At 43.5% G+C, this 18,846-nt stretch carries 9 protein-coding genes; 4 read left to right on the top strand and 5 right to left on the bottom strand.

All coding sequences use genetic code 11. The annotated features are described in order from the left end of the window. The first annotated feature begins 5 nt into the window (after nucleotides 1-5). Both E2R65_RS11325 and E2R65_RS11320 read left to right on the top strand, forming a co-directional pair. Nucleotides 6-1,121, top strand: a complete 1,116-nt coding sequence (locus tag E2R65_RS11325) for a metallophosphoesterase family protein (protein ID WP_134336598.1) — start codon at nucleotides 6-8, stop codon at nucleotides 1,119-1,121. Nucleotides 1,122-1,141: 20 nt separating this feature from the next. Further along, nucleotides 1,142-2,380, top strand: a complete 1,239-nt coding sequence (locus E2R65_RS11320; protein ID WP_134336597.1) for an arsenic transporter — start codon at nucleotides 1,142-1,144, stop codon at nucleotides 2,378-2,380. Between the two features lie 59 nt (nucleotides 2,381-2,439). On the opposite strand, the gene E2R65_RS11315 is transcribed toward E2R65_RS11320, so the two are convergent. The 5 genes from E2R65_RS11315 to E2R65_RS11295 all read right to left on the bottom strand — a co-directional run bounded on the left by E2R65_RS11315 (nucleotide 2,440) and on the right by E2R65_RS11295 (nucleotide 13,559). Continuing rightward, nucleotides 2,440-6,078 (bottom strand): family 43 glycosylhydrolase, encoded by a 3,639-nt coding sequence (locus E2R65_RS11315; RefSeq protein ID WP_134336596.1) that lies wholly within the window; start codon nucleotides 6,076-6,078, stop codon nucleotides 2,440-2,442. Nucleotides 6,079-6,155: 77 nt separating this feature from the next. Next, on the bottom strand, nucleotides 6,156-8,360 hold the full coding sequence (locus E2R65_RS11310; protein WP_240043118.1) for a S9 family peptidase: 2,205 nt from the start codon (nucleotides 8,358-8,360) through the stop codon (nucleotides 6,156-6,158). Between the two features lie 189 nt (nucleotides 8,361-8,549). After that, entirely contained in the window at nucleotides 8,550-10,790 is a 2,241-nt protein-coding gene (locus E2R65_RS11305) for a glycoside hydrolase family 27 protein (protein ID WP_134336594.1), read from the bottom strand. Between the two features lie 30 nt (nucleotides 10,791-10,820). Next, nucleotides 10,821-12,620: a DUF885 family protein gene (locus E2R65_RS11300; RefSeq protein WP_134336593.1), complete on the bottom strand. Its 1,800-nt coding sequence runs from the start codon at nucleotides 12,618-12,620 to the stop codon at nucleotides 10,821-10,823. Nucleotides 12,621-12,656: 36 nt separating this feature from the next. Next, nucleotides 12,657-13,559 (bottom strand): AraC family transcriptional regulator, encoded by a 903-nt coding sequence (locus E2R65_RS11295; protein WP_134336592.1) that lies wholly within the window; start codon nucleotides 13,557-13,559, stop codon nucleotides 12,657-12,659. A gap of 384 nt (nucleotides 13,560-13,943) precedes the next feature. Here E2R65_RS11295 and E2R65_RS11290 point away from each other — a divergent pair, with 384 nt between their 5' ends. Together E2R65_RS11290 and E2R65_RS11285 are read left to right on the top strand one after the other, a co-directional pair. Beyond that, nucleotides 13,944-16,307 (top strand): glycoside hydrolase family 127 protein, encoded by a 2,364-nt coding sequence (locus E2R65_RS11290; protein WP_134336591.1) that lies wholly within the window; start codon nucleotides 13,944-13,946, stop codon nucleotides 16,305-16,307. 23 nt (nucleotides 16,308-16,330) lie between these two features. Further along, nucleotides 16,331-18,736, top strand: a complete 2,406-nt coding sequence (locus tag E2R65_RS11285) for a glycoside hydrolase family 127 protein (protein ID WP_134336590.1) — start codon at nucleotides 16,331-16,333, stop codon at nucleotides 18,734-18,736. Nucleotides 18,737-18,846: the final 110 nt, after the last annotated feature.

Raw genomic sequence — 18,846 nt, 5'->3', positions numbered from 1 at the left:
TTGCCATGAACGTACCTACCCCGATGATATATGCACACATAGGCGACCTCCACATCACCAGCGCTAAAGAACAGAACTATATCGACCTGCTATCCATTATTGCACAAATTGAAACGGAATGCAGCAATAAACTCGACTTTGTTTATCTGCCCGGCGATAATGCAGATAACGGCCTGCCCGAACAGTATCAATTAATAGCCACGGCTTTAAAAATGTTGAGCATTCCGGTACATATCATTACCGGCGACCATGATATGGAACAAGGCAGCCTTGCCAATTTTTACCATACCTTACCGGCACAACAGCTACCTAAGGCACTAAACATTAAAGGTATTAATTGCTTATTTTTAGACGTTTGCGGGCCCGGCAGCGGCGGGCCAGATTTCAGGCTGGGTAAGCCGCAGGCAGAATGGCTTACCAGCCATTTAGAAAATGCGAAAAGCAACGATCAAAAAACCGTAGTTTTTACACATACTTACCCCGCCGATTTAAAGGACAGCAACGAAGCCCGGCTGCTTAACAATGTGCTATATGCAAATGATGTACTGCTGGTAGATATGGGCCACACCCACTATAATGACCTGGCTAATAACGGGAAAACCATATTTGCAGCCACACGCTCTACCGGGCAGATAGAAGAAGGGCCGGTGGGTTACTCCTTAGTGTCTGTAGATAACGGCAGCGTAGGCTGGCGCTTTAAACCGCTGCACGATGCCTTTCCGTTTGTGATGATCACCTCGCCTGCCGATCATCGCTTACAGCCAGATAGCCTGCCGCAGCAAAACGAATTTATTGAAGTACACGCGGTTGTTTTTGGCCGGCGCACCGTGAAACAAGTAAAATGCCGTGCAGACAAACAAGAATGGACCATCATGACCCTGTGCGAAGATAAAATCACCTGGGCCGCTCAGATAACCCATACCGATGCCTCTGCCTTAACAGTGATGGCCACTGATGAAAGCGGCCGGCCGGGCATACATACTATTGAACTGCGCGGGGCATCTAATCATCAACCAAAGCGTATCTGCAACGGAAGCGATGCTGACAGCATTGGCGTATGGCCGGAAAACGGCATATTTGGCACACAATTAGGCCCCAACAGCAACGGCAAACCATCTTAAAATCATTACGCTTATTTTACATGACTAACATATTTATCTGGATCATCTCATTTTTAGCCATTGCCGGGGTCATCATCCGCCCGTTTAAAGTTTCTGAAGCAATTTGGGCGGTAACAGGCGCAGTTATTTTAATACTTTTTGGGTTAATTACATTTAATGACGGCCTTACCGGCGTAGCAAAAGGCACAGATGTTTACTTGTTTTTAACCGGTATGATGCTGCTGGCCGAAACGGCCAGGGAAGAAAAACTTTTCGACTGGCTTGCAGCGCATGCAACGCGTATGGCAAAGGGATCGCCTAAAAGGTTGTTTTTATTGATTTACCTGGTGGGAGTTGTTGTAACAGCCTTTTTATCAAACGATGCTACTGCGGTAGTGCTTACCCCTGCTGTTGCAGCTGCCGTTAAAGCTGCCAAAGTTGATAAACCGTTACCCTACCTGTTTATATGCGCATTTATAGCAAACGCGGCATCATTTGTACTGCCTATATCTAACCCGGCCAACCTGGTGATCTATGGCGACCATATGCCCACCTTGTTAGCATGGCTGTCGCACTTTTTGATCCCTTCTGTGGTATCAGTTGCAGCTACCTACTTTTTACTATTCGCTACCCAGCGCCATGATCTGACAGAGAAGATAGAAACGAATATCACTTTGCCAAAGCTATCTGCAGGCGGCAAAACTGCAATGATAGGGATTGGCGCTACCGCCATAATTTTACTGGTATCATCGGCCCTGAATATACAGCTGGGTTTACCCACAGCCATAACCGGTGTGCTTACATCGGCAATAGTTATATTAAGCGCACGTAAAAACCCATGGACGGTTATTAAGGGCGTTTCGTGGGCGGTTTTGCCACTCGTTGCAGGCTTATTTGTAATTGTTGAAGGCTTAAACAAAACCGGCCTCACCGAAAGGCTTACTGCAATTTTGCAGCACAGTGCAGCTACCAATGTTAATGCAGCAGCCTGGTTTAGCGGCTTAAGTACTGCCTTTGCCTGTAACTTAATGAATAACCTGCCCGCAGGCTTAATTGCCGGCAACGTGATACAGGCAGGCCACGTACCCGATATGGTAAAAAGTGCTACGCTGATTGGCATTGATTTAGGCCCCAACTTATCAATGACGGGATCTTTAGCTACGATACTATGGCTGGTGGCTTTACGCCGCGAAGGGCTGGAAGTAAGCGCCTGGCAATTTTTAAAATTAGGCGCCATAGTAATGACCGGCGCACATATCCTGGTTTTGCTGGTACTTTAAATAATTAACGCAGTACCCCTATCAATTATACATTTGATAGGGGTATGCTTGCTACACATTTATTTCAGTATATATAGCTTATACCCTGCAAAACGTGCGTACGATTGCTGCGGCCCATAAGAACTTTGATAAAGCCCTACCTGGAGCTGGGCGCTTTTCAAATCAGGCCGGGTAACCGGGCTGTTAGGCATATCTGTCCAGGATATCCCATCCTTGCTTTTACGGATGTAGAATAATTCGCCGGCTTTCTGGATCTGGAGGAATCTATCGTAGTTCCATCCTGCCTGTGTATTTACCTGCATTCGCTGCCCGTTTTTAAAGTTTGTAAATAAGTTACCGCAGTTCCAGGCCGGGAATATGCTGTTTTGAATGAGTTGCTCGTCGGTTACAACAGTATCTGTAAAGGGCTTTTTCCTAACCATTATTCCAATATCGTTATTGCCCGTCACTTTTTTTTGTTGCAAGCCGCTTAAATCAATAACCTCTACCTCAACAACAAAATCGCCCTGTACCTGCTGGTATAAAAATGGCCCGTATGGCTTGTTACCATCCCAATTGGTGCCTTTTGATTGTAATAAAAGGCTGCCACTATCCACCTTTATTTTTGATTGTGCCTCAGCGCTCAAACCCATTAAGCCCTGCCATAACGTACCGGAGGTACCCTGAGTGATAAAATTTCTTGGATTGGTAAAATTATCTGTTCGGGTTAAAAAATTACGGGTTGATGTATTAGCCAAAAAAGCAGCCGAAACCGAACTAACATTCCCAAAATCATCCTTTACTTTAACCAGATAATGATATTGCTGATTAGGGCCAAGGCCATAAGCGGTATAAACCGGGCTGTTTGCCCAACCGCTGGGCTTGGCCTTGCCATCTTTTTCGATAAAGTTATATTGAAGCGATGTTTTTATTTCCGGGGCTGTAGCGGCCTCCATTTGAACGATGCCGGGTGTAATGGCATGCGGGCTTATCTTAAACGATGGCCTGATCGCCAAAAGAGGATGCCTGTTCTTTTTCCAATCACCTGTTAATTCTTCAATTTCAGGCGGTGACAAGCTGTGCCTGTACAATACCAGGCTCGATATAGCCACCTGTGCATCAGTTTTGTCTTTATTTAAATTCCCTATGCTCAAAAACTCCGCAATACTTTCGGCTTTGGCAACCGGTGTGGTAGCGATGCAGTAACCATCTACATAGTGCTTAAGCAATTTACCGTCAAAACACTTAACTACGTAATGCCACATCTTTGCACTTAGTAATTTATCATTTTTAGCCGTGTTTGTAAACCAGCCGTTAAGGGCGTTATCCTGTTGCGGGCTGCTATTGTAAATGCTGTAAGCAATGCTATACGCCATAGTATTGCCTAAAACACCGGCAGCTGCCTTATTAAACTGCAGTTGTTGCCCGCCAGAAAACGCTACCGCAATTTTATCATCAACATCTTTTACCATTGGGGGTACGCCGGCTTTAGCCGCAAAGCCGCCGCCTGTATCGCCATCGTTGGGCCAAAGCTGTACGGGGCCATAGTTTAATTTTGCTGCATCAAGATATATGGCCACATCTGCCGGTACATTTAATGCCGCAGTTTTGGCAATAGCAGCATCTGCCACGGGATAATCATAAACTTTAAGCGCTGATAACGCGCCCGAAAAATAGGCAGAACTATCCATTTTTGCACCAATAACAAATTTACCGGTGGGCTTTAAAAAAAGCATTTTATTTTCTTGATTGTTTAGCAAACCATCTACAAAAACCTTTTCAAAGCTGCCATCAAAAGTAATTACAATGTGATGCCATTTTTCTGGCCCGGGTGTAGCAGCATACGGAAAATCGGATACGCCGAAATGCTGGGCTGCCCCATAAGCCTTATTATCCCCATATCCAAAAGTAGCGCCGGTGTGGTCACCGTCGCCGTCAGTCCAGCTAATTAACGGGTTTTCATCCTTTAATACTTTGCAATAAGCCCAAAAATCAACGGTATAGCTGTTATTACCCCAAAGCGAAACCGGCACCCCGGCCGAAGATTGTAAAGATTGGGTGCCGTTAAAAACGAATGCCTTTTTACCGGCAACAATATCAACTACGGGCGGTTTGCCATCTGTTTTAAACACGCCGCCGCAACTGCCATTATTTGTACACGCAATAACCGATGCTTTTAGCGGTAACGAAGCGGCATCGATATCAATCAACGGCATTTTGGGATCTTTGGCGATGCTGTTTTTAATCCCGGCACTATCCATAGCATTGGCATCTTTATTTTTTTGCTTGTTGCCGTTAGCATACAGGGCCGTGTCGCTTTTGATCACTTCCCGGCCATACACCTTTATATTCCACAAAGCTTTATATAAGCCGGGGTATTCCGTATCGCTGATAGTAAGGCGTATGAACCGCGCATTACTGTTGCCGTTATCTACCATTGGCGAACCGTGCCGGTGGTTAAGCCTTCTATCTGCAAACATCGTCCAGCTTTTGCCATCTGCAGATGCCTCTATATAGTATTGATAATACCAGGTTGCGTATTCAAATGATGTTAAAATTTGTTTTACAGGCTGCTGCTTTCCAAGGTCAATAATTAGCTGTGCAGGCTTAGTGCTATTGTCGGCCGGTTTCCATAAGGTTCCATTGTTATCATCCACTGCAAAAGCCGGCAAATAGTTGTTACTGTAACTGGACGAGGCGGTTACTGCTTTTTGGTAAGCCAGGTTTGGAGATGTGATGGTATTTTTACCAAGCAGCCCAACCCCGGAATGTGTAGGGACCATTTTTTCGATATTCCCATCCCCGTCAAAAACCAGTTTATCTGCGCACACCTGCCTGTGATAGCCGCCGTTGGAATGGGGGTTATTATGCCGATGATAAACCATGTAATAATCGTTACCAACCTGTACAACCGATTGATGGCCCGGCCCATGTACAGATCCATCGGCGTTGGTGGCTAATACCGGGTTATTTTTACCAAATACAAACGGCCCCATAGGCCCGGTTTTGCTGGTAGCGTATTGCACCCTGTAGGTTTCGTTTTCGCATGCGCCCGAAGAATAGGTTAAATAATAGATGCCTTTGCGTTTAAACATAAACGGTGCTTCAAAAAATTCTTTGGCAACTATATTAGGTATTTTGGCGGTTTTTGCAAAAGAACGCATATCAGCGTTTAACAAGCCTACACCGCAGCCATGATCCGGATAGATGCCCCAGGTTCCCCAAAACATATATATTTTTCCATCATCATCTTTAAAGGTTTGCCCATCTAAAGTTATTACCCCCGGGATAAAATAATTGGGGATGATAGCCTTGCCATCCGGCAAAAGCGGTGCCCAGGGGCCAACGGGGCTTGTAGAGGATGCGCCGTAGATCTCTACCGGCTGGCAATAATACATGTAGTATTTGCCATCATCGGCATTAATAACATCCGGCGCCCAATAATACCTGGTACCGGGCCAGTTCATATCTTGCATGCGCCAGTTCAAAAAGTCTTTAGATGCCCAGACCTGCGATGGGCCATGCCCCCCGCCATTGCCATCTGTTGTTGCATATATGTAATAGGTATCGCCAAATTTCCTGATGGTAGGGTCTGCAAAATAGCCCGGTAGCAGCGGGTTACCACTGCCTGCTTTATTTTCGGTTGCTTGCTGCCCACGGGCCTTAAAACCTAAAAAACAGATACTTAAAAAAAGAACCACTGTAAAGAAACGATACATAATTATAAGTTATCAAAAATAATAAGACAAGGATTTAACGGCATAGAACGATACACTATCAAAACCTATATCGTTAATTATAAAACGGCCTTTTCGCCCCGGTTTCTTTCCGGCGGGTCTGCCTGCAATAAATGCTTCACAAAAAAGTCTCTCTTTTTTAAACGGCCATATTTACCGCCGTCGCTATGCCCCATACCCGGTACTACCAGCAGATCAAACATCTTATTATTTTTAATGAGCGCATCTGCAAACCTGAATGTTGATTCGGGCGGTACATTATTATCAGCTTCACCAACAATCAGCAGCAAATTTCCGGTTAGTTTACCGGCATTGGTAATGTTGGACTGTGCTTCGTAATGAGGGCCAACCGGATAGCCCATCCACTGTTCGTTCCACCATTGCTTATCTATCCGGTTATCGTGGCAGCCGCATGCAGATACGGCACTTTTATAAAATTCAGGATGGAACAACAACGCGCCTGCGGAATTTTGCCCACCGGCCGAAGTGCCGTAAACGCCTACTCTTGCTATATCTACCTGCGGATATTTGGCGGCAAGCGCCTTCATCCATAAAATCCTATCCTCAAACCCGGCATCCGCCAGGTTATGCCAGCAAACATCATGAAAAGCCTTAGACCTGTTTGCCGTACCCATGCCATCTATTTGTACCACAATAAACCCTAACTGTGCTATACTTTGCATCTCGTTGATCACCGAAAAGCTTTTGGGCACAAATGAATCTTGCGGGCCTGCGTAAATGTTTTCTATCACGGGGTAAGCTTTAGCAGGGTCCATATTAGCGGGCCGGTAAACTACGCCCCAAATATCAGTTTTACCATCCCTTGCCTTGGCTACAAAAACTTCCGGCAGCTTAATACCAGTAGCCAACAAATCGTTAACCGGCGAATGCTCTAACATATGCACCGCTTTTGGAGCGCCCATTCTTTTCAGAACAATTACAGGTGCAGTATTCACTTCGGAATAGGTATCGATAAAATATTTTCTATACGGCGAGTAACTAAGCTGATGGTTACCTTTCTCGGGCGTAAGGTCTACCAGGTTTTTACCATCAAAGCCAATCTGGTAAAAATGCATATTGTAAGGATTTTCTGCTGCATTTTTCCCGCTGCCCTTAAACCATATCATTCTTTTTTTGGTATCCACACTGTCTATATCCCTTACCACCCAGTTACCCGTGGTCACCAACTTCTCTTTACCCGTTAATTCGTCTACCAGGTAAATATGCCGCCAGCCATCTTTCTCCGTTATCCATACTATCTCATGCGTATCGGGGCAGTAATAGGTGTATATGCGTTGTTCGTAAATAAAGGTTTTGGTCTTTTCGTCAATAATATTGCGTGTTGCACCGGTAGTAACGTCTACCTGTATAACCCTGAAACGCTGGTGCCCCCTATCCGCTTTCTCGAAAGTAAAATACCGGCTGTTACCTTTGCGCCAATGCAGCACCGGTGCACCAAAAAAATCAATTTTATCGGTTTCTGTTTTAATTTTTGTACGGGTATCCACATTAAACAGATACTGCTGGTAGGTTGTAAACTCGTCACCGGGCTGGTCGTACTCATGAGACTTTAGTTCGCCGCGGGTTGTTCCCGGTACCGAACTTAGAACATAATACACGTTTTTAGACTTTCTGGGGTCTATACGGTAAGCTACCACATGGCTATTATCCGGAGACCAGGTTACATTTCCCCATGGCTTATCGGTTGTTCCATCTGTGGTTAATTGAACTTCGGCCTGATTTAACAACGATTTGATGTAGATGTTGCCATTTTTTATATAAGCTACCCGCTTTTTATCAGCCGAAGCCGAATCGGTTGTCCATTCTTCCCACCTGTAACGGCGGGTTTGAAGCGGGGCTTCCGGGTCGTAATGCTTCATTGTAGTATCAGTTGCCGGCATGCATTTATAGCTTTTTAAATCGCAGTAAAACCATTTATCGTTTACCTTGAAGGTAATGCTGCGATCCTGATCTCCGGTAAACATATCTGTGATCCAAAAACGTTCTTTTTGGCTAAGACCGGTAAGCTTCTCTAAAGCTTCGCGAAGCCTTTGGGTTTCAAAAAGCTGCCGCTTATCTCCGGTTGATGCATTTACAAATAAATAACTTACATCATTGTTATTTAAAGCCTTAGCATACCAAAACCCGTTGCCGGCCGGCGCCCAGTTTGGCTTTATCCGGTTTACTACAGCAACTTTTTTCAATGCAGAATCGAGCAGATCTGCTGCCTGGTAAGATTGAAGCAATTGCTGATGTGACGGCATGTAAGGAGTTAAAACCTTTTGGCTAAAACATGTGCCTGCAAAAATTACAATGTAAAGTACTGATACACCTACGGATCTAAAAACAGAATTCATCTTGTTAAATTTAACGCTAATTTAAGGGTAAGCAGCGACCGCGACCGGCACAAATTAGCCTGTAATGGCAACTAATTACCCTAAAACAGCAAGCAACTATATTTTAATTAGTTTTACACCATGCGGAGGAATTTGAAACACCACAGTGCCGCTTTTATTCGGTATATTTTTTTGCGCCCAAACATCTCTTATCTGGTAACTTTTGTTACGGGCATTGGGTATGGTAAAGCGATAGGTTTTATAAGCATTGCTTAAGTTAAATATACCGATAGCCCTGCCCCCTGCATGCAGCTTTTTTTGCCAAACCTGAATTTGATCGCGGTTTTTTATGCGGATGGCCTGGCTCCCCAGCACATCCTGATCGATGGCAATAACTTCGCGGTTTTTTAAAAGGTTAAGCGTAAAATCATCAAGCTTACTGATATCGCAACCTATCAGTAACGGGGCTGATAACAGGCTCCATAAGCTGATATGTGTATATTGCTCGTGCGGGGTTAAATTTGATGGGTGCAGTCCCTCTCCCCAGCCAACACGGCCCACAATCAGCATATCAGGGTCGTTCCACCCGCCGGGATGGGCGTATGCTGCATTATTTGTTTGGCTGAAGCCGATATTGTATAAGCTTTCCCAGGTGTCGGTAATATCTTCGGTTGTGCGCCATAAATTCCCGTTCATAGCATCGCCCCATTTCCAAACGTCATGAATACCATATTGGCAAATACTGTAAATAATATCGCGTTGCTGCTGCTTAAGGGCGTCGCGCATCACCATGTATGGCTTTTGCTGTGCTAACAATGTAGTATCGCCTGCAACGTTATCAGAATAACTGCAAAGATCATATTTCAGGTAATCTACCCCCCATTTAAAATAAGTATTGGCATCCTGCCTTTCATGCCCTAAAGAACCCAGAAAACCACCGCAGGTACTGTTACCCGGCGAAGAATAAATACCAAACCGCAACCCTTCTTTATGCAATTCATCACCCAAAGCTTTCATATCTGTAAATTTTTCGTTGGGTAAAATTTCGCCCGATGCCAATCTGTTTTTTGCCTGCCATCCATCATCCACATTAATATAATTCCATCCGTAATCGGCAAGCCCCTTTTCGATCAAAGCGTTAGCCGAACTTTTCACTCTATCATAGCTTACACCCAAGCCCCAGCAATTCCAGCTGTTCCACCCCATCGGGGGAGTCAGCGCAAGGCGATCCCCAACTTTAATGGCAATACTTTTTGAATCTGCGCCATGGCTGTTCTTTACAAATATTTTGGCTATGTAATTGCCCTTTTGCTTGACCATACCGGTGATGATACCCTGATGTAAATCAGCATGCAAGCCGGGGGGCAGGTTTTTCAATGTAAATTTAAAGGGCCGCTTACCGCTTACAGGGATGCGGAAAATAAACGGAGAACCAGGATGCAGACCTACCACATCCGGCGCGTTGATAACGGGATGGAGTTTTTCTTGCGGTGTTAAAATGTAAGGAGCGGTTTCGGCAAAGCTCTTTACTTTTCCGGACGGGTTCTCTTTAAAATCATACAATAGCTTAATTCCCTCCCGGTGCGGGAAGTAAAAGGAACAATCATGCACAGAAAAGGGAGCAAGAGACACGGGTATCGACCGTTGTTCAATAATTTTCCCGTTAACCTCATCAGTTACCCGATAATGAAACACACCGCTTACCGTAGTATTAAATTTATTTGTAATCGATAATTTTCTTTCGGTCCGGGGGCTGCTATTAAAATTTATATCAGATAATTTAAAATCTATCCCGTCAAACTTCTCCAGCATATCTACAAACGGGGTGCCCATAAATATACCGCCAGAGCCGCCGCCATCGTACACCTTAACTGCAATTACGTTTTCTTTATCCCAAAATATAGCAGGATTATTTACCGCCAAACAGTAATTACGTACTGCAGGCCATTTGCTTACATACCCACCCTTATCCTCAGGAAAGGCGCCGGTTTTGCCTATTAGTACGCCATTTAAAAAGGTTTCGTCGGCATCATTTACATGGGCCAAAAATATCCGCAGGCTATCCTGCCAAACAGCCTTATTCTTTAACGCAGACGGGATGTTAACATGGATGCGGTACCAGGCAAAGCCATGGTAATCTGCAAAGCCCTGGGTTTGCCAGGTATCACCTAATTTACAGTCGTTCCAGCTGCTGTCATTAAAGGCCGGTTGCGCCCATGCGGCATTATTACCTATAGAAAACTTTGCTGTAGTAAGTGGAATAAAGTTGCTGTTTTGCCCGTAAATAAAGTTTATCTGAAATAAAAGACCTGATAAAAGTAAGATCCGCAGGCTGCAAAAAAAATCTTTACGACGCATGATAATATGATTGCTTGAATAAAATTTAGCCTAATTAAAGTTGTAAAATTTCCAGCTGGTGGTAAAATCACGTGATAAATGTTGGTTTGTAAGTGTAGCACGCAACATTTCAACCGGAATAAGATTTTCTTTCATTACGGCATCATGAAAGCTTTTATAGCTCATTTTACCACTATCTACCAATTCGGTTTTTAAGGCCATGATCTGAAGCCCTCCAAGTAAATAGGCAACCTGGTACAAAGGGCTGTAACCGCCCTCGAAAGACCGCCTTACTTCCCCTTCGGCGTTGGCTTTTTCGTGGCCCACCCTGTTGATCAAAAAATCAATGCATTGTTGCGGTGCCCAGTTCCCTAAATGATAATTAAGAGAAAATATTATCCTGGCACACCGGTGCATTCGCCAAAATAACATACCCACACGCTCTTCCGGGGTTTTGGCAAAACCTTTATCATACAATAATAATTCCCAGTAAAGCGCCCACCCCTCGCCTGCAAAAGGGGTTGCAAAATCCTGTCGGTAAGCTTTGTATCTCGAATTCATGAAATATTGCAGGTTATGGCCCGGGATAAGCTCATGCTGCACCGTCCCCCTGGAAAAATAGGGATTATTACCGCGCATGCTCATCAGCTTATCCTGCATTTGCATAGTGTTGGTTGGATAAGATATACTGATCTCTTTACCTCCTGTAAAAAAAGGATTGACCAGCTGGCGCTCCGGCGACATCATTACCATACCCCAGGTTTCTTCTGCCAGCGGAGGGATGGTGATCAAATCACGGCTTTTTATAAAGCCCACAGCATCATTATAAAGTTTCAGGATCAGCTCTGGTTGATGCCCTACAGGCACATAACTGTTCTTTACTTTTTCCAAAGCCTTCTTCCAATCATCCCCAAAACCCATCTCCCGGGATGCTTTTAGCATTTCCTTATTGCACCAGGCAAATTCCTTATTGGCTAATACAATCAATTCATCCGGTGTGTAAGGGATCATTTCTGCCTGCAGTTGCCTCATCAGCTCCTGGCGGCCTATGGGCACTCCCTTTATCCCGCTGCTATCGGGCTTTTGGGTTGTTGCAAGCTTCCCTTTGCTTAAAACCATATTACTGTAGGCGGCAATTGAATTAATAAGCACCTGGTAGGGCTTTGGCACCCACCAGCTAAACATAGGATCATAACCATTATAAAAATCATATACACCGGCCAGCCGGCTTTTTAACCCCAGCAGCGCCTGCTGCATTGTTTTGGCCAAAGCCATATCTATATACGGTAGTTTGCTGTACTGTACAGAATCGTTTTTTAGTTGTTTAAGAGTGGCTGTAAGCTGTAACGCAACTTTTTCGCCATCTGTAAAAGCGCCATGGCGGCGTTGTTGCTCTAACGCGTAAATATCATTTGCAAAGGTTAAATATTTAGATACCGCCAAATACTGCTTATCCTCCTTTTCAAGATCGTAAAGATCATTGTTGATGCGTTTTTTTAAAAGCAGATAATCAACCTGCCCGTAAATGCTGATACCCTCAAAATCTGACATCTCGAGCTGTTTAAGGTAATCATGATCTATTTCAACAAGCCTCTTTCTCTGCTCGGGCGAGTTAAGCCCGTGTAAAACATACTGATCCTCGCCATGAAGATTAACGCTGTATGGAGAATAGAAATCTTTAACAGCGTTTATATCCAAACCATACTGAATTACTTTGCCAGATACTTCGCTGGCCTGTTCATAAAGCGCAGAAGGTTTTTGACCCGGCTGTGCCTTTACCCGATAAGACAACAATATCAGCCACGGCAGGAATATAAAAATGATGAAGTTTTTAAATAAAGATGCAAACATTTATAAAGGTTTAATTGGATATATAGTTACCGGCTGTTAGCTTGCCGTACGCGAAAGCCTTACAATATTATTATGATAATTATCAAGGTAGCCACGCGGCGAATTCCTGATGATAAGTTTAAACACCCGGTTAAAATTGGTGATACTTTTAAACCCGCATTTATAGGCGATGGTATTAATGGTTTCAAAACGATGGTTAATAAGCTTTTTACAAGCCTCGTTAATGCGCACCTCGTTCAGGAAGGCCACGAATGTATGCCCCGTATGCTTTTTAAAATAGCGGCAAAAAGATTCTGGTGTCATAAAAGCTACCTTAGCCACATCTTCCAGGGTAATATCCTCGCCATAATGCTGTATAATATAATTATAGATATTACCTATCCGGATCCCCTCATTCTCGGTGATCTCTGGCAAATTACCGTAAGTGGATAGCGGGTCGAGCTTGGTTTTTATGGCTGTAAGATATTTAATAAGGTTAAAAAATGCAATCAGCTGGTCGGGGCCGTTTTCTTTTTGCAAAAGAAGCATAGCCTCAGATACCTTATAAGTTAAATGATCGGGCAGTTTAAAACCCTGCTGGTGCTGTTGAATAAAATGGGCGCTATGTTTCATCTCCGGGAGGTTAAACATATGAGATAACACCCCGTCGAAATTAAAAAATATGGTCAGCGCCTCTATCCTTTTACCAGAGTTTGGTACAAAATACTCGGGGTTGCTTTTAAAAACATGCGGCATATTTGCGCCGATCAAAAACATATCACCGGGTTGATAATCATGCATATTATTTCCTACAATCAATGTGCCCTCTCCTTTTTGTATCCAGGTGATCTGGATTTCTTTATGCCGGTGTAAATAAGGGTAGTGATGTGCCTGGCAAACCTTTTCGGCTATTACACTTTTATCATGAGGCACAGGGATGGTGAACTGTAATACTTTCATAATATTTGGTTTATAAATGTTCAATCTACAGTTAATATTTTTTATTTACAAAATATTAACATCAAGTAGGTAAATTATAATTACAAAGGGGTAATATATTGCTAATGCAATACTTAATATGGCCAAAAAGGAGTTGATTGATATAATCATTGCTATTATTATATCAATGGCAAACTATAGCTATCATTAATATCCAGGAACAAAATTAAAGTTGCAGATACAATATGTGCTTAATGCAGACGGGGAACTTGTTTAACTTGTTTTTTGGGTTGCAAATGATCAATTATGTTAAAATCCTGCTTATACCGGCAAATTATCATTCATAAACATCCAAATCATTAAGATAATTTAGTGATTGGAAAATAAACTGAAAACAGAAAATTTATGATCAACAGGAAAATAGTTTTATGCTGTACAATGGCCATGGGCATGCACATTGGCGTGTTACAGGCGCAATCTTATGTACCCGAATGGCGTGATAAAAGGATGAAGGTAAATATGCAAACAGCAATTAAAGCCTACTCGTTTGATCTAACCGACGTAAAATTGTTAGAGAGCCCTTTTAAACAGGCTATGGAAGTTGATGAATCTTACCTGTTATCACTGGAACCTGATCGCTTACTGTCTGCCTTTCGCACACATTCCGGCTTAAAACAAAAAGCAAAACAATATGAGGGCTGGGAATCATCCGGCCTGGCGGGGCACACACTTGGCCATTACCTGTCAGCCGTTTCAATGCATTATGCATCAACCCGCAAACCCGAGTATTTACGCCGTGTAAATTATATGGTAAAGGAATTGGGGGTTTGCCAAACCGCCCGCAAAACGGGATATATTGGCGCTATCCCCAAAGAGGATTCGATTTGGGCCGAGGTAGCTAAAGGCAACATCAGATCAAGAGGATTTGACCTTAACGGAGGCTGGTCGCCATGGTACACAGTACATAAAGTAATGGCTGGTTTACTGGATGCTTATCTATATACCCATAATAAACAAGCGTTAAAGGAGGCAGAAGAACTGGCAAACTGGACCGGAAAAACCATTAAAAACCTGAATGATGAGAAATTGCAGCAAATGCTGCTATGCGAGTATGGCGGCATGGCCGAAACGCTTACAAATCTGTACGCCTTAACCGGTAATAAAAAGTATCTTGAAGTTTCCTACAAATTTTATGATAAAAAAGTTTTAGATCCGCTTTCCAAGCAAGAAGACATCCTGCCCGGTAAACACTCCAATACACAGATACCGAAAGTTATAGCAAGTGCAAGGCGTTTTGAGCTTACCGGTGATAAAAAAGATAAAGCCATAGCCGACTTTTTTTGGCAAACCGTTGTGCGTAATCACTCCTACGCAACCGGCGGAAACAGCAATTATGAATACCTGGGAGAACCTGGTAAACTGAACAGCCAGTTAACCGAAAACACGACGGAAACCTGCAATACTTATAATATGCTTAAACTAACCAGGCATTTGTTTGCGGTAAACCCCTCTGTACAGTTGATGGATTATTATGAAAAGGCACTCTATAACCATATCCTTGCCTCGCAAAACCACCAAACAGGGATGATGTGTTACTTTGTGCCTTTGCGGATGGGTGGCACCAAGCATTACAGCACCCCTTTTGATGATTTTACCTGCTGTGTAGGATCGGGAATGGAAAACCATGTAAAATATAATGAAAGCATATACTTCAGAGGGGCAGACGGCAGCCTGTATATCAATTTATTTATTCCTTCGGTATTAACCTGGCGCGATAAGGGCGTTAAAATCACACAGCAGGGTGGTTTACCGGCTAATGATCATATTACATTCAAAATAACTGCTGCTAAACCTGCAACCTTTGCTATCAGGATCAGAAAACCAAATTGGACCACAGGGTACAACTTAACCGTAAATGGAAAAATACAGCAGGTTTCCCCGGATACGGAAGGATACCTGGTTATTAAACGCACATGGCGTAACAACGATGTAATAGGTTACACCACTCCGGAACAAATACATGTAGAACCTATGCCTGACAATGCATCCCGCATGGCTGTTTTTTACGGGCCTGTTTTACTTGCAGGTGTGCTTGGAGATCAGGAACCCGACCCGCTTAAAGGGGTACCTGTTTTTGTAACGAATGAAAAAGACCCTAATAAGTGGCTGCAGATGGTTGATAAAAAACAATTATCGTTCCGCACCCTGAATATCTCGCGGCCCGATGAAGTAAGGCTGATACCTTTCAACCAAACAAAAAATGAATATTACTCGGTATATTGGGATGTATTTACACCGGAGGATTGGGCAATACAGCAAAAAGCATATGATGCCAAAAAGAAAAAGCAACAGGAACAGGAACTGAAAACCACCGATATTTTGCGGATTGGAGAAATGCAGCCGGAGCGCGACCATAATTTTAGCGGAGAAAATGCTATAACAGGAGAAGATCATCAAAAGAAATGGCGGTCGACAGAAAATGGAGGGTATCTTCAATATGAACTTAAGGTTGACCCTAACTTACAAAATACGCTTATTAATACCTATTGGGGTATGGATAACCGGGGCCGGGTGTTTGATATATTAGTTGACGGCACTAAGCTGGACACCGAAGATTTAAATAAGTACAAAGAAAGCCGCTTTTATGAAATACCTTACGTAATACCTATAGAATTAACCAAAGGCAAACAAAAAATAACCATAAAACTGCTGCCCAAAAAAGATAATAGCGCAGGGCCGGTTTATGGCACCCGTATTATAAAGGATTAACTAAAATATTATATAAATAAAAAATGAAGATAGAAAAGAATGCAAAAACAGGATTGCTCTCCCTTACCCTGTTAAGCTTAACGGCCAACGTTTTTGCGCAGCAGAAAGATTACCCCATACAACCGGTAGCTTTTACTAATGTGCACGTAAATGACAATTTCTGGCAACCAAAAATGGAAGTGAACGCCAGGGTAACCATACCATACGTATTGGCGCAATGTAAAGCAAATGGCCGTATGGATAACTTTCTGCGGGCAGCTAAACGCATCCCCGGCGATAAGTTAAGCGAATTCCCTTTTGATGATACAGATGTATATAAAGCGATTGAAGGGGCCTCTTATTCTATACAAAATAAAAGTAACCCGGCACTTTCAAGCGCAATTGATTCGCTTATTGATATTATTGGCGCTGCCCAGGAACCCGATGGTTATCTTTATACGTTCCGCACCGTGCATGCTAAAAAGCCACACGAATGGATAGGTGATAAACGCTGGGAAAAAGAAGAGATTTTAAGCCATGAATTGTATGATTGCGGCCATTTATACGAAGCTGCAGTAGCCCATTATCAGGCTACCGGAAAACGCACCTTATTAAACATAGCCATTAAAAATGCCGACCTGCTGGTAAAAGTATTTGGCCCCGGCAAATTAGAGGAATACCCGGGCCACCAGATAGTAGAGATCGGCCTGTCAAAAATGTACCGGGTAACAGGTAACCAAAAATACCTTGATCTTGCCAAATTCTTTTTGGATGTAAGGGGGCCTAAAGGAGATTCTTACAACCAGGCAAACAAAAAAGTGGTGGATCAGCATGAAGCAGAAGGCCATGCCGTAAGGGCTGCCTATATGTACACCGGTATGGCAGATATAGCCGCCCTTACAGGCAACACCCAGTACCTTACTGCTATTGACGATATCTGGACTGATGTGGTGAATAAAAAGCTTTACATCACAGGTGGTATTGGTGCTACCGGTGCCGGAGAAGCCTTTGGCGAGGCCTATCAGCTTCCAAACATGTCGGCCTATGCCGAAACTTGCGCCTCTATCGGGAACGTGTACTGGAATAACAGGATGTTTTTGTTACATGGCGATTCAAAATATATTGATGTTTTAGAACGCACTTTGTACAACGGCCTATTATCAGGCGTATCTTTAAGCGGAGACCGGTTCTTCTACCCTAACCCGCTGGCTTCTATGTTTCAGCACCAGCGCAGCGCCTGGATCAGCTGCGCTTGCTGCATCAGCAACATGACCCGCTTTCTGCCCTCATTGCCCGGTTATGTTTACGCCAAAAACGGCAATAACCTGTATGTGAATTTGTTTATGAGTAACGTAAGCACAATTCAACTAACATCAGGCAAGGTTAATATTGTGGAGTCGACTGATTATCCATGGAAAGGAAAAATAGATTTTACCATCAACCCCGAACAACTAAGCAATTTCACCTTACGTTTACGCATCCCCGGATGGGCAAAACAACAGCCGGTACCGGGCGATCTGTATAGTTACATGAATAAAACCCAGTTACCTGTAACACTATCGGTAAATGGCAAAGCCGTTAATTTTACTACAGAAAAAGGCTATGCCGTGTTAAACAGAAGCTGGAAAAAAGGCGACAAGGTAAGCTTATACCTGCCAATGGAAACAGAAAAAGTAATTGCCAACTCAAATGTGCGGGACGACCGCGGCCGTTTTGCATTTGAAAAGGGCCCTATTGTTTATTGCCTGGAAGGCCCGGATAATAAAGACAGCCTGGTGCAGAATATTCTGATCGACAAAAACGCTATTGCAAAGGCAAATTATCAGGCCGACCTTTTAAATGGAATAGATATTATCAGCGCCGATGGAAAAAGCACCAAACGCCAGGTAAAAAGCGATAGCCTGTTAGAAACAGACCAGCAGATCAAAGCTATCCCTTATTACGCCTGGGCAAACCGCGGGCCAAGCGAAATGACCGTGTGGATACCCTACGAGGCATCTGCTGCAAGGCCAAAACCGGCGCCAACTATTGCCAGCAGAAGCAAAGTGAGCGCATCACTTGCCAACGAGCGGATGTTTAATGCTATTAAAGACCAGTATGACCCGGCGGATTCTAAAGACACCAACTACCCATACATGCATTGGTGGCCGGCTAAAAACACCACTGAATTTGTACAGTACAATTTTGATGCTGCACAAACCATCGGCGAATCAAAGGTGTATTGGTATGATGACGGGCCATGGGGCGGATGCCGTATTCCGGCATCTTATAAATTATTTTACCAAAAAGACGGGCAGTGGATCCCGGTAAAAAATACCACCCCTTACACCATAAGTAAGGATGCTTTTAACGTAGTAAAATTTGAGCCTATAACTACCACAGCAATAAAAATGGTGATACAGCTACCGGTAGATAATGCTACCGGCATCCATGAATGGGCGGTTAAATAAACTTAACCAAGTAAAAAAAAGGAGGGGTTGATCTTTAAAGATCAACCCCTCCTTTTTTATGTAATATTTCAAAAATTCATCCAAAATATAGCTGCTAACATGTAACAACA

Source organism: Mucilaginibacter phyllosphaerae, from assembly GCF_004378255.1.
Classification (GTDB): domain Bacteria; phylum Bacteroidota; class Bacteroidia; order Sphingobacteriales; family Sphingobacteriaceae; genus Mucilaginibacter; species Mucilaginibacter phyllosphaerae.
Note: the sequence above shows the minus strand (reverse complement) of the source record. Positions and strands in the feature narration are given on the sequence as shown.

Excerpts from the sequence above, each read along its gene's own strand:
- E2R65_RS11325 (WP_134336598.1), top strand. The coding sequence starts at position 6 with ATGAACGTACCTACCCCGATGATATATGCACACATAGGCGACCTCCAC.
- E2R65_RS11320 (WP_134336597.1), top strand. The coding sequence starts at position 1,142 with ATGACTAACATATTTATCTGGATCATCTCATTTTTAGCCATTGCCGGG.
- E2R65_RS11315 (WP_134336596.1), bottom strand. The coding sequence starts at position 6,078 with ATGTATCGTTTCTTTACAGTGGTTCTTTTTTTAAGTATCTGTTTTTTA.
- E2R65_RS11310 (WP_240043118.1), bottom strand. The coding sequence starts at position 8,360 with ATGCCGTCACATCAGCAATTGCTTCAATCTTACCAGGCAGCAGATCTG.
- E2R65_RS11305 (WP_134336594.1), bottom strand. The coding sequence starts at position 10,790 with ATGCGTCGTAAAGATTTTTTTTGCAGCCTGCGGATCTTACTTTTATCA.
- E2R65_RS11300 (WP_134336593.1), bottom strand. The coding sequence starts at position 12,620 with ATGTTTGCATCTTTATTTAAAAACTTCATCATTTTTATATTCCTGCCG.
- E2R65_RS11295 (WP_134336592.1), bottom strand. The coding sequence starts at position 13,559 with ATGAAAGTATTACAGTTCACCATCCCTGTGCCTCATGATAAAAGTGTA.
- E2R65_RS11290 (WP_134336591.1), top strand. The coding sequence starts at position 13,944 with ATGATCAACAGGAAAATAGTTTTATGCTGTACAATGGCCATGGGCATG.
- E2R65_RS11285 (WP_134336590.1), top strand. The coding sequence starts at position 16,331 with ATGAAGATAGAAAAGAATGCAAAAACAGGATTGCTCTCCCTTACCCTG.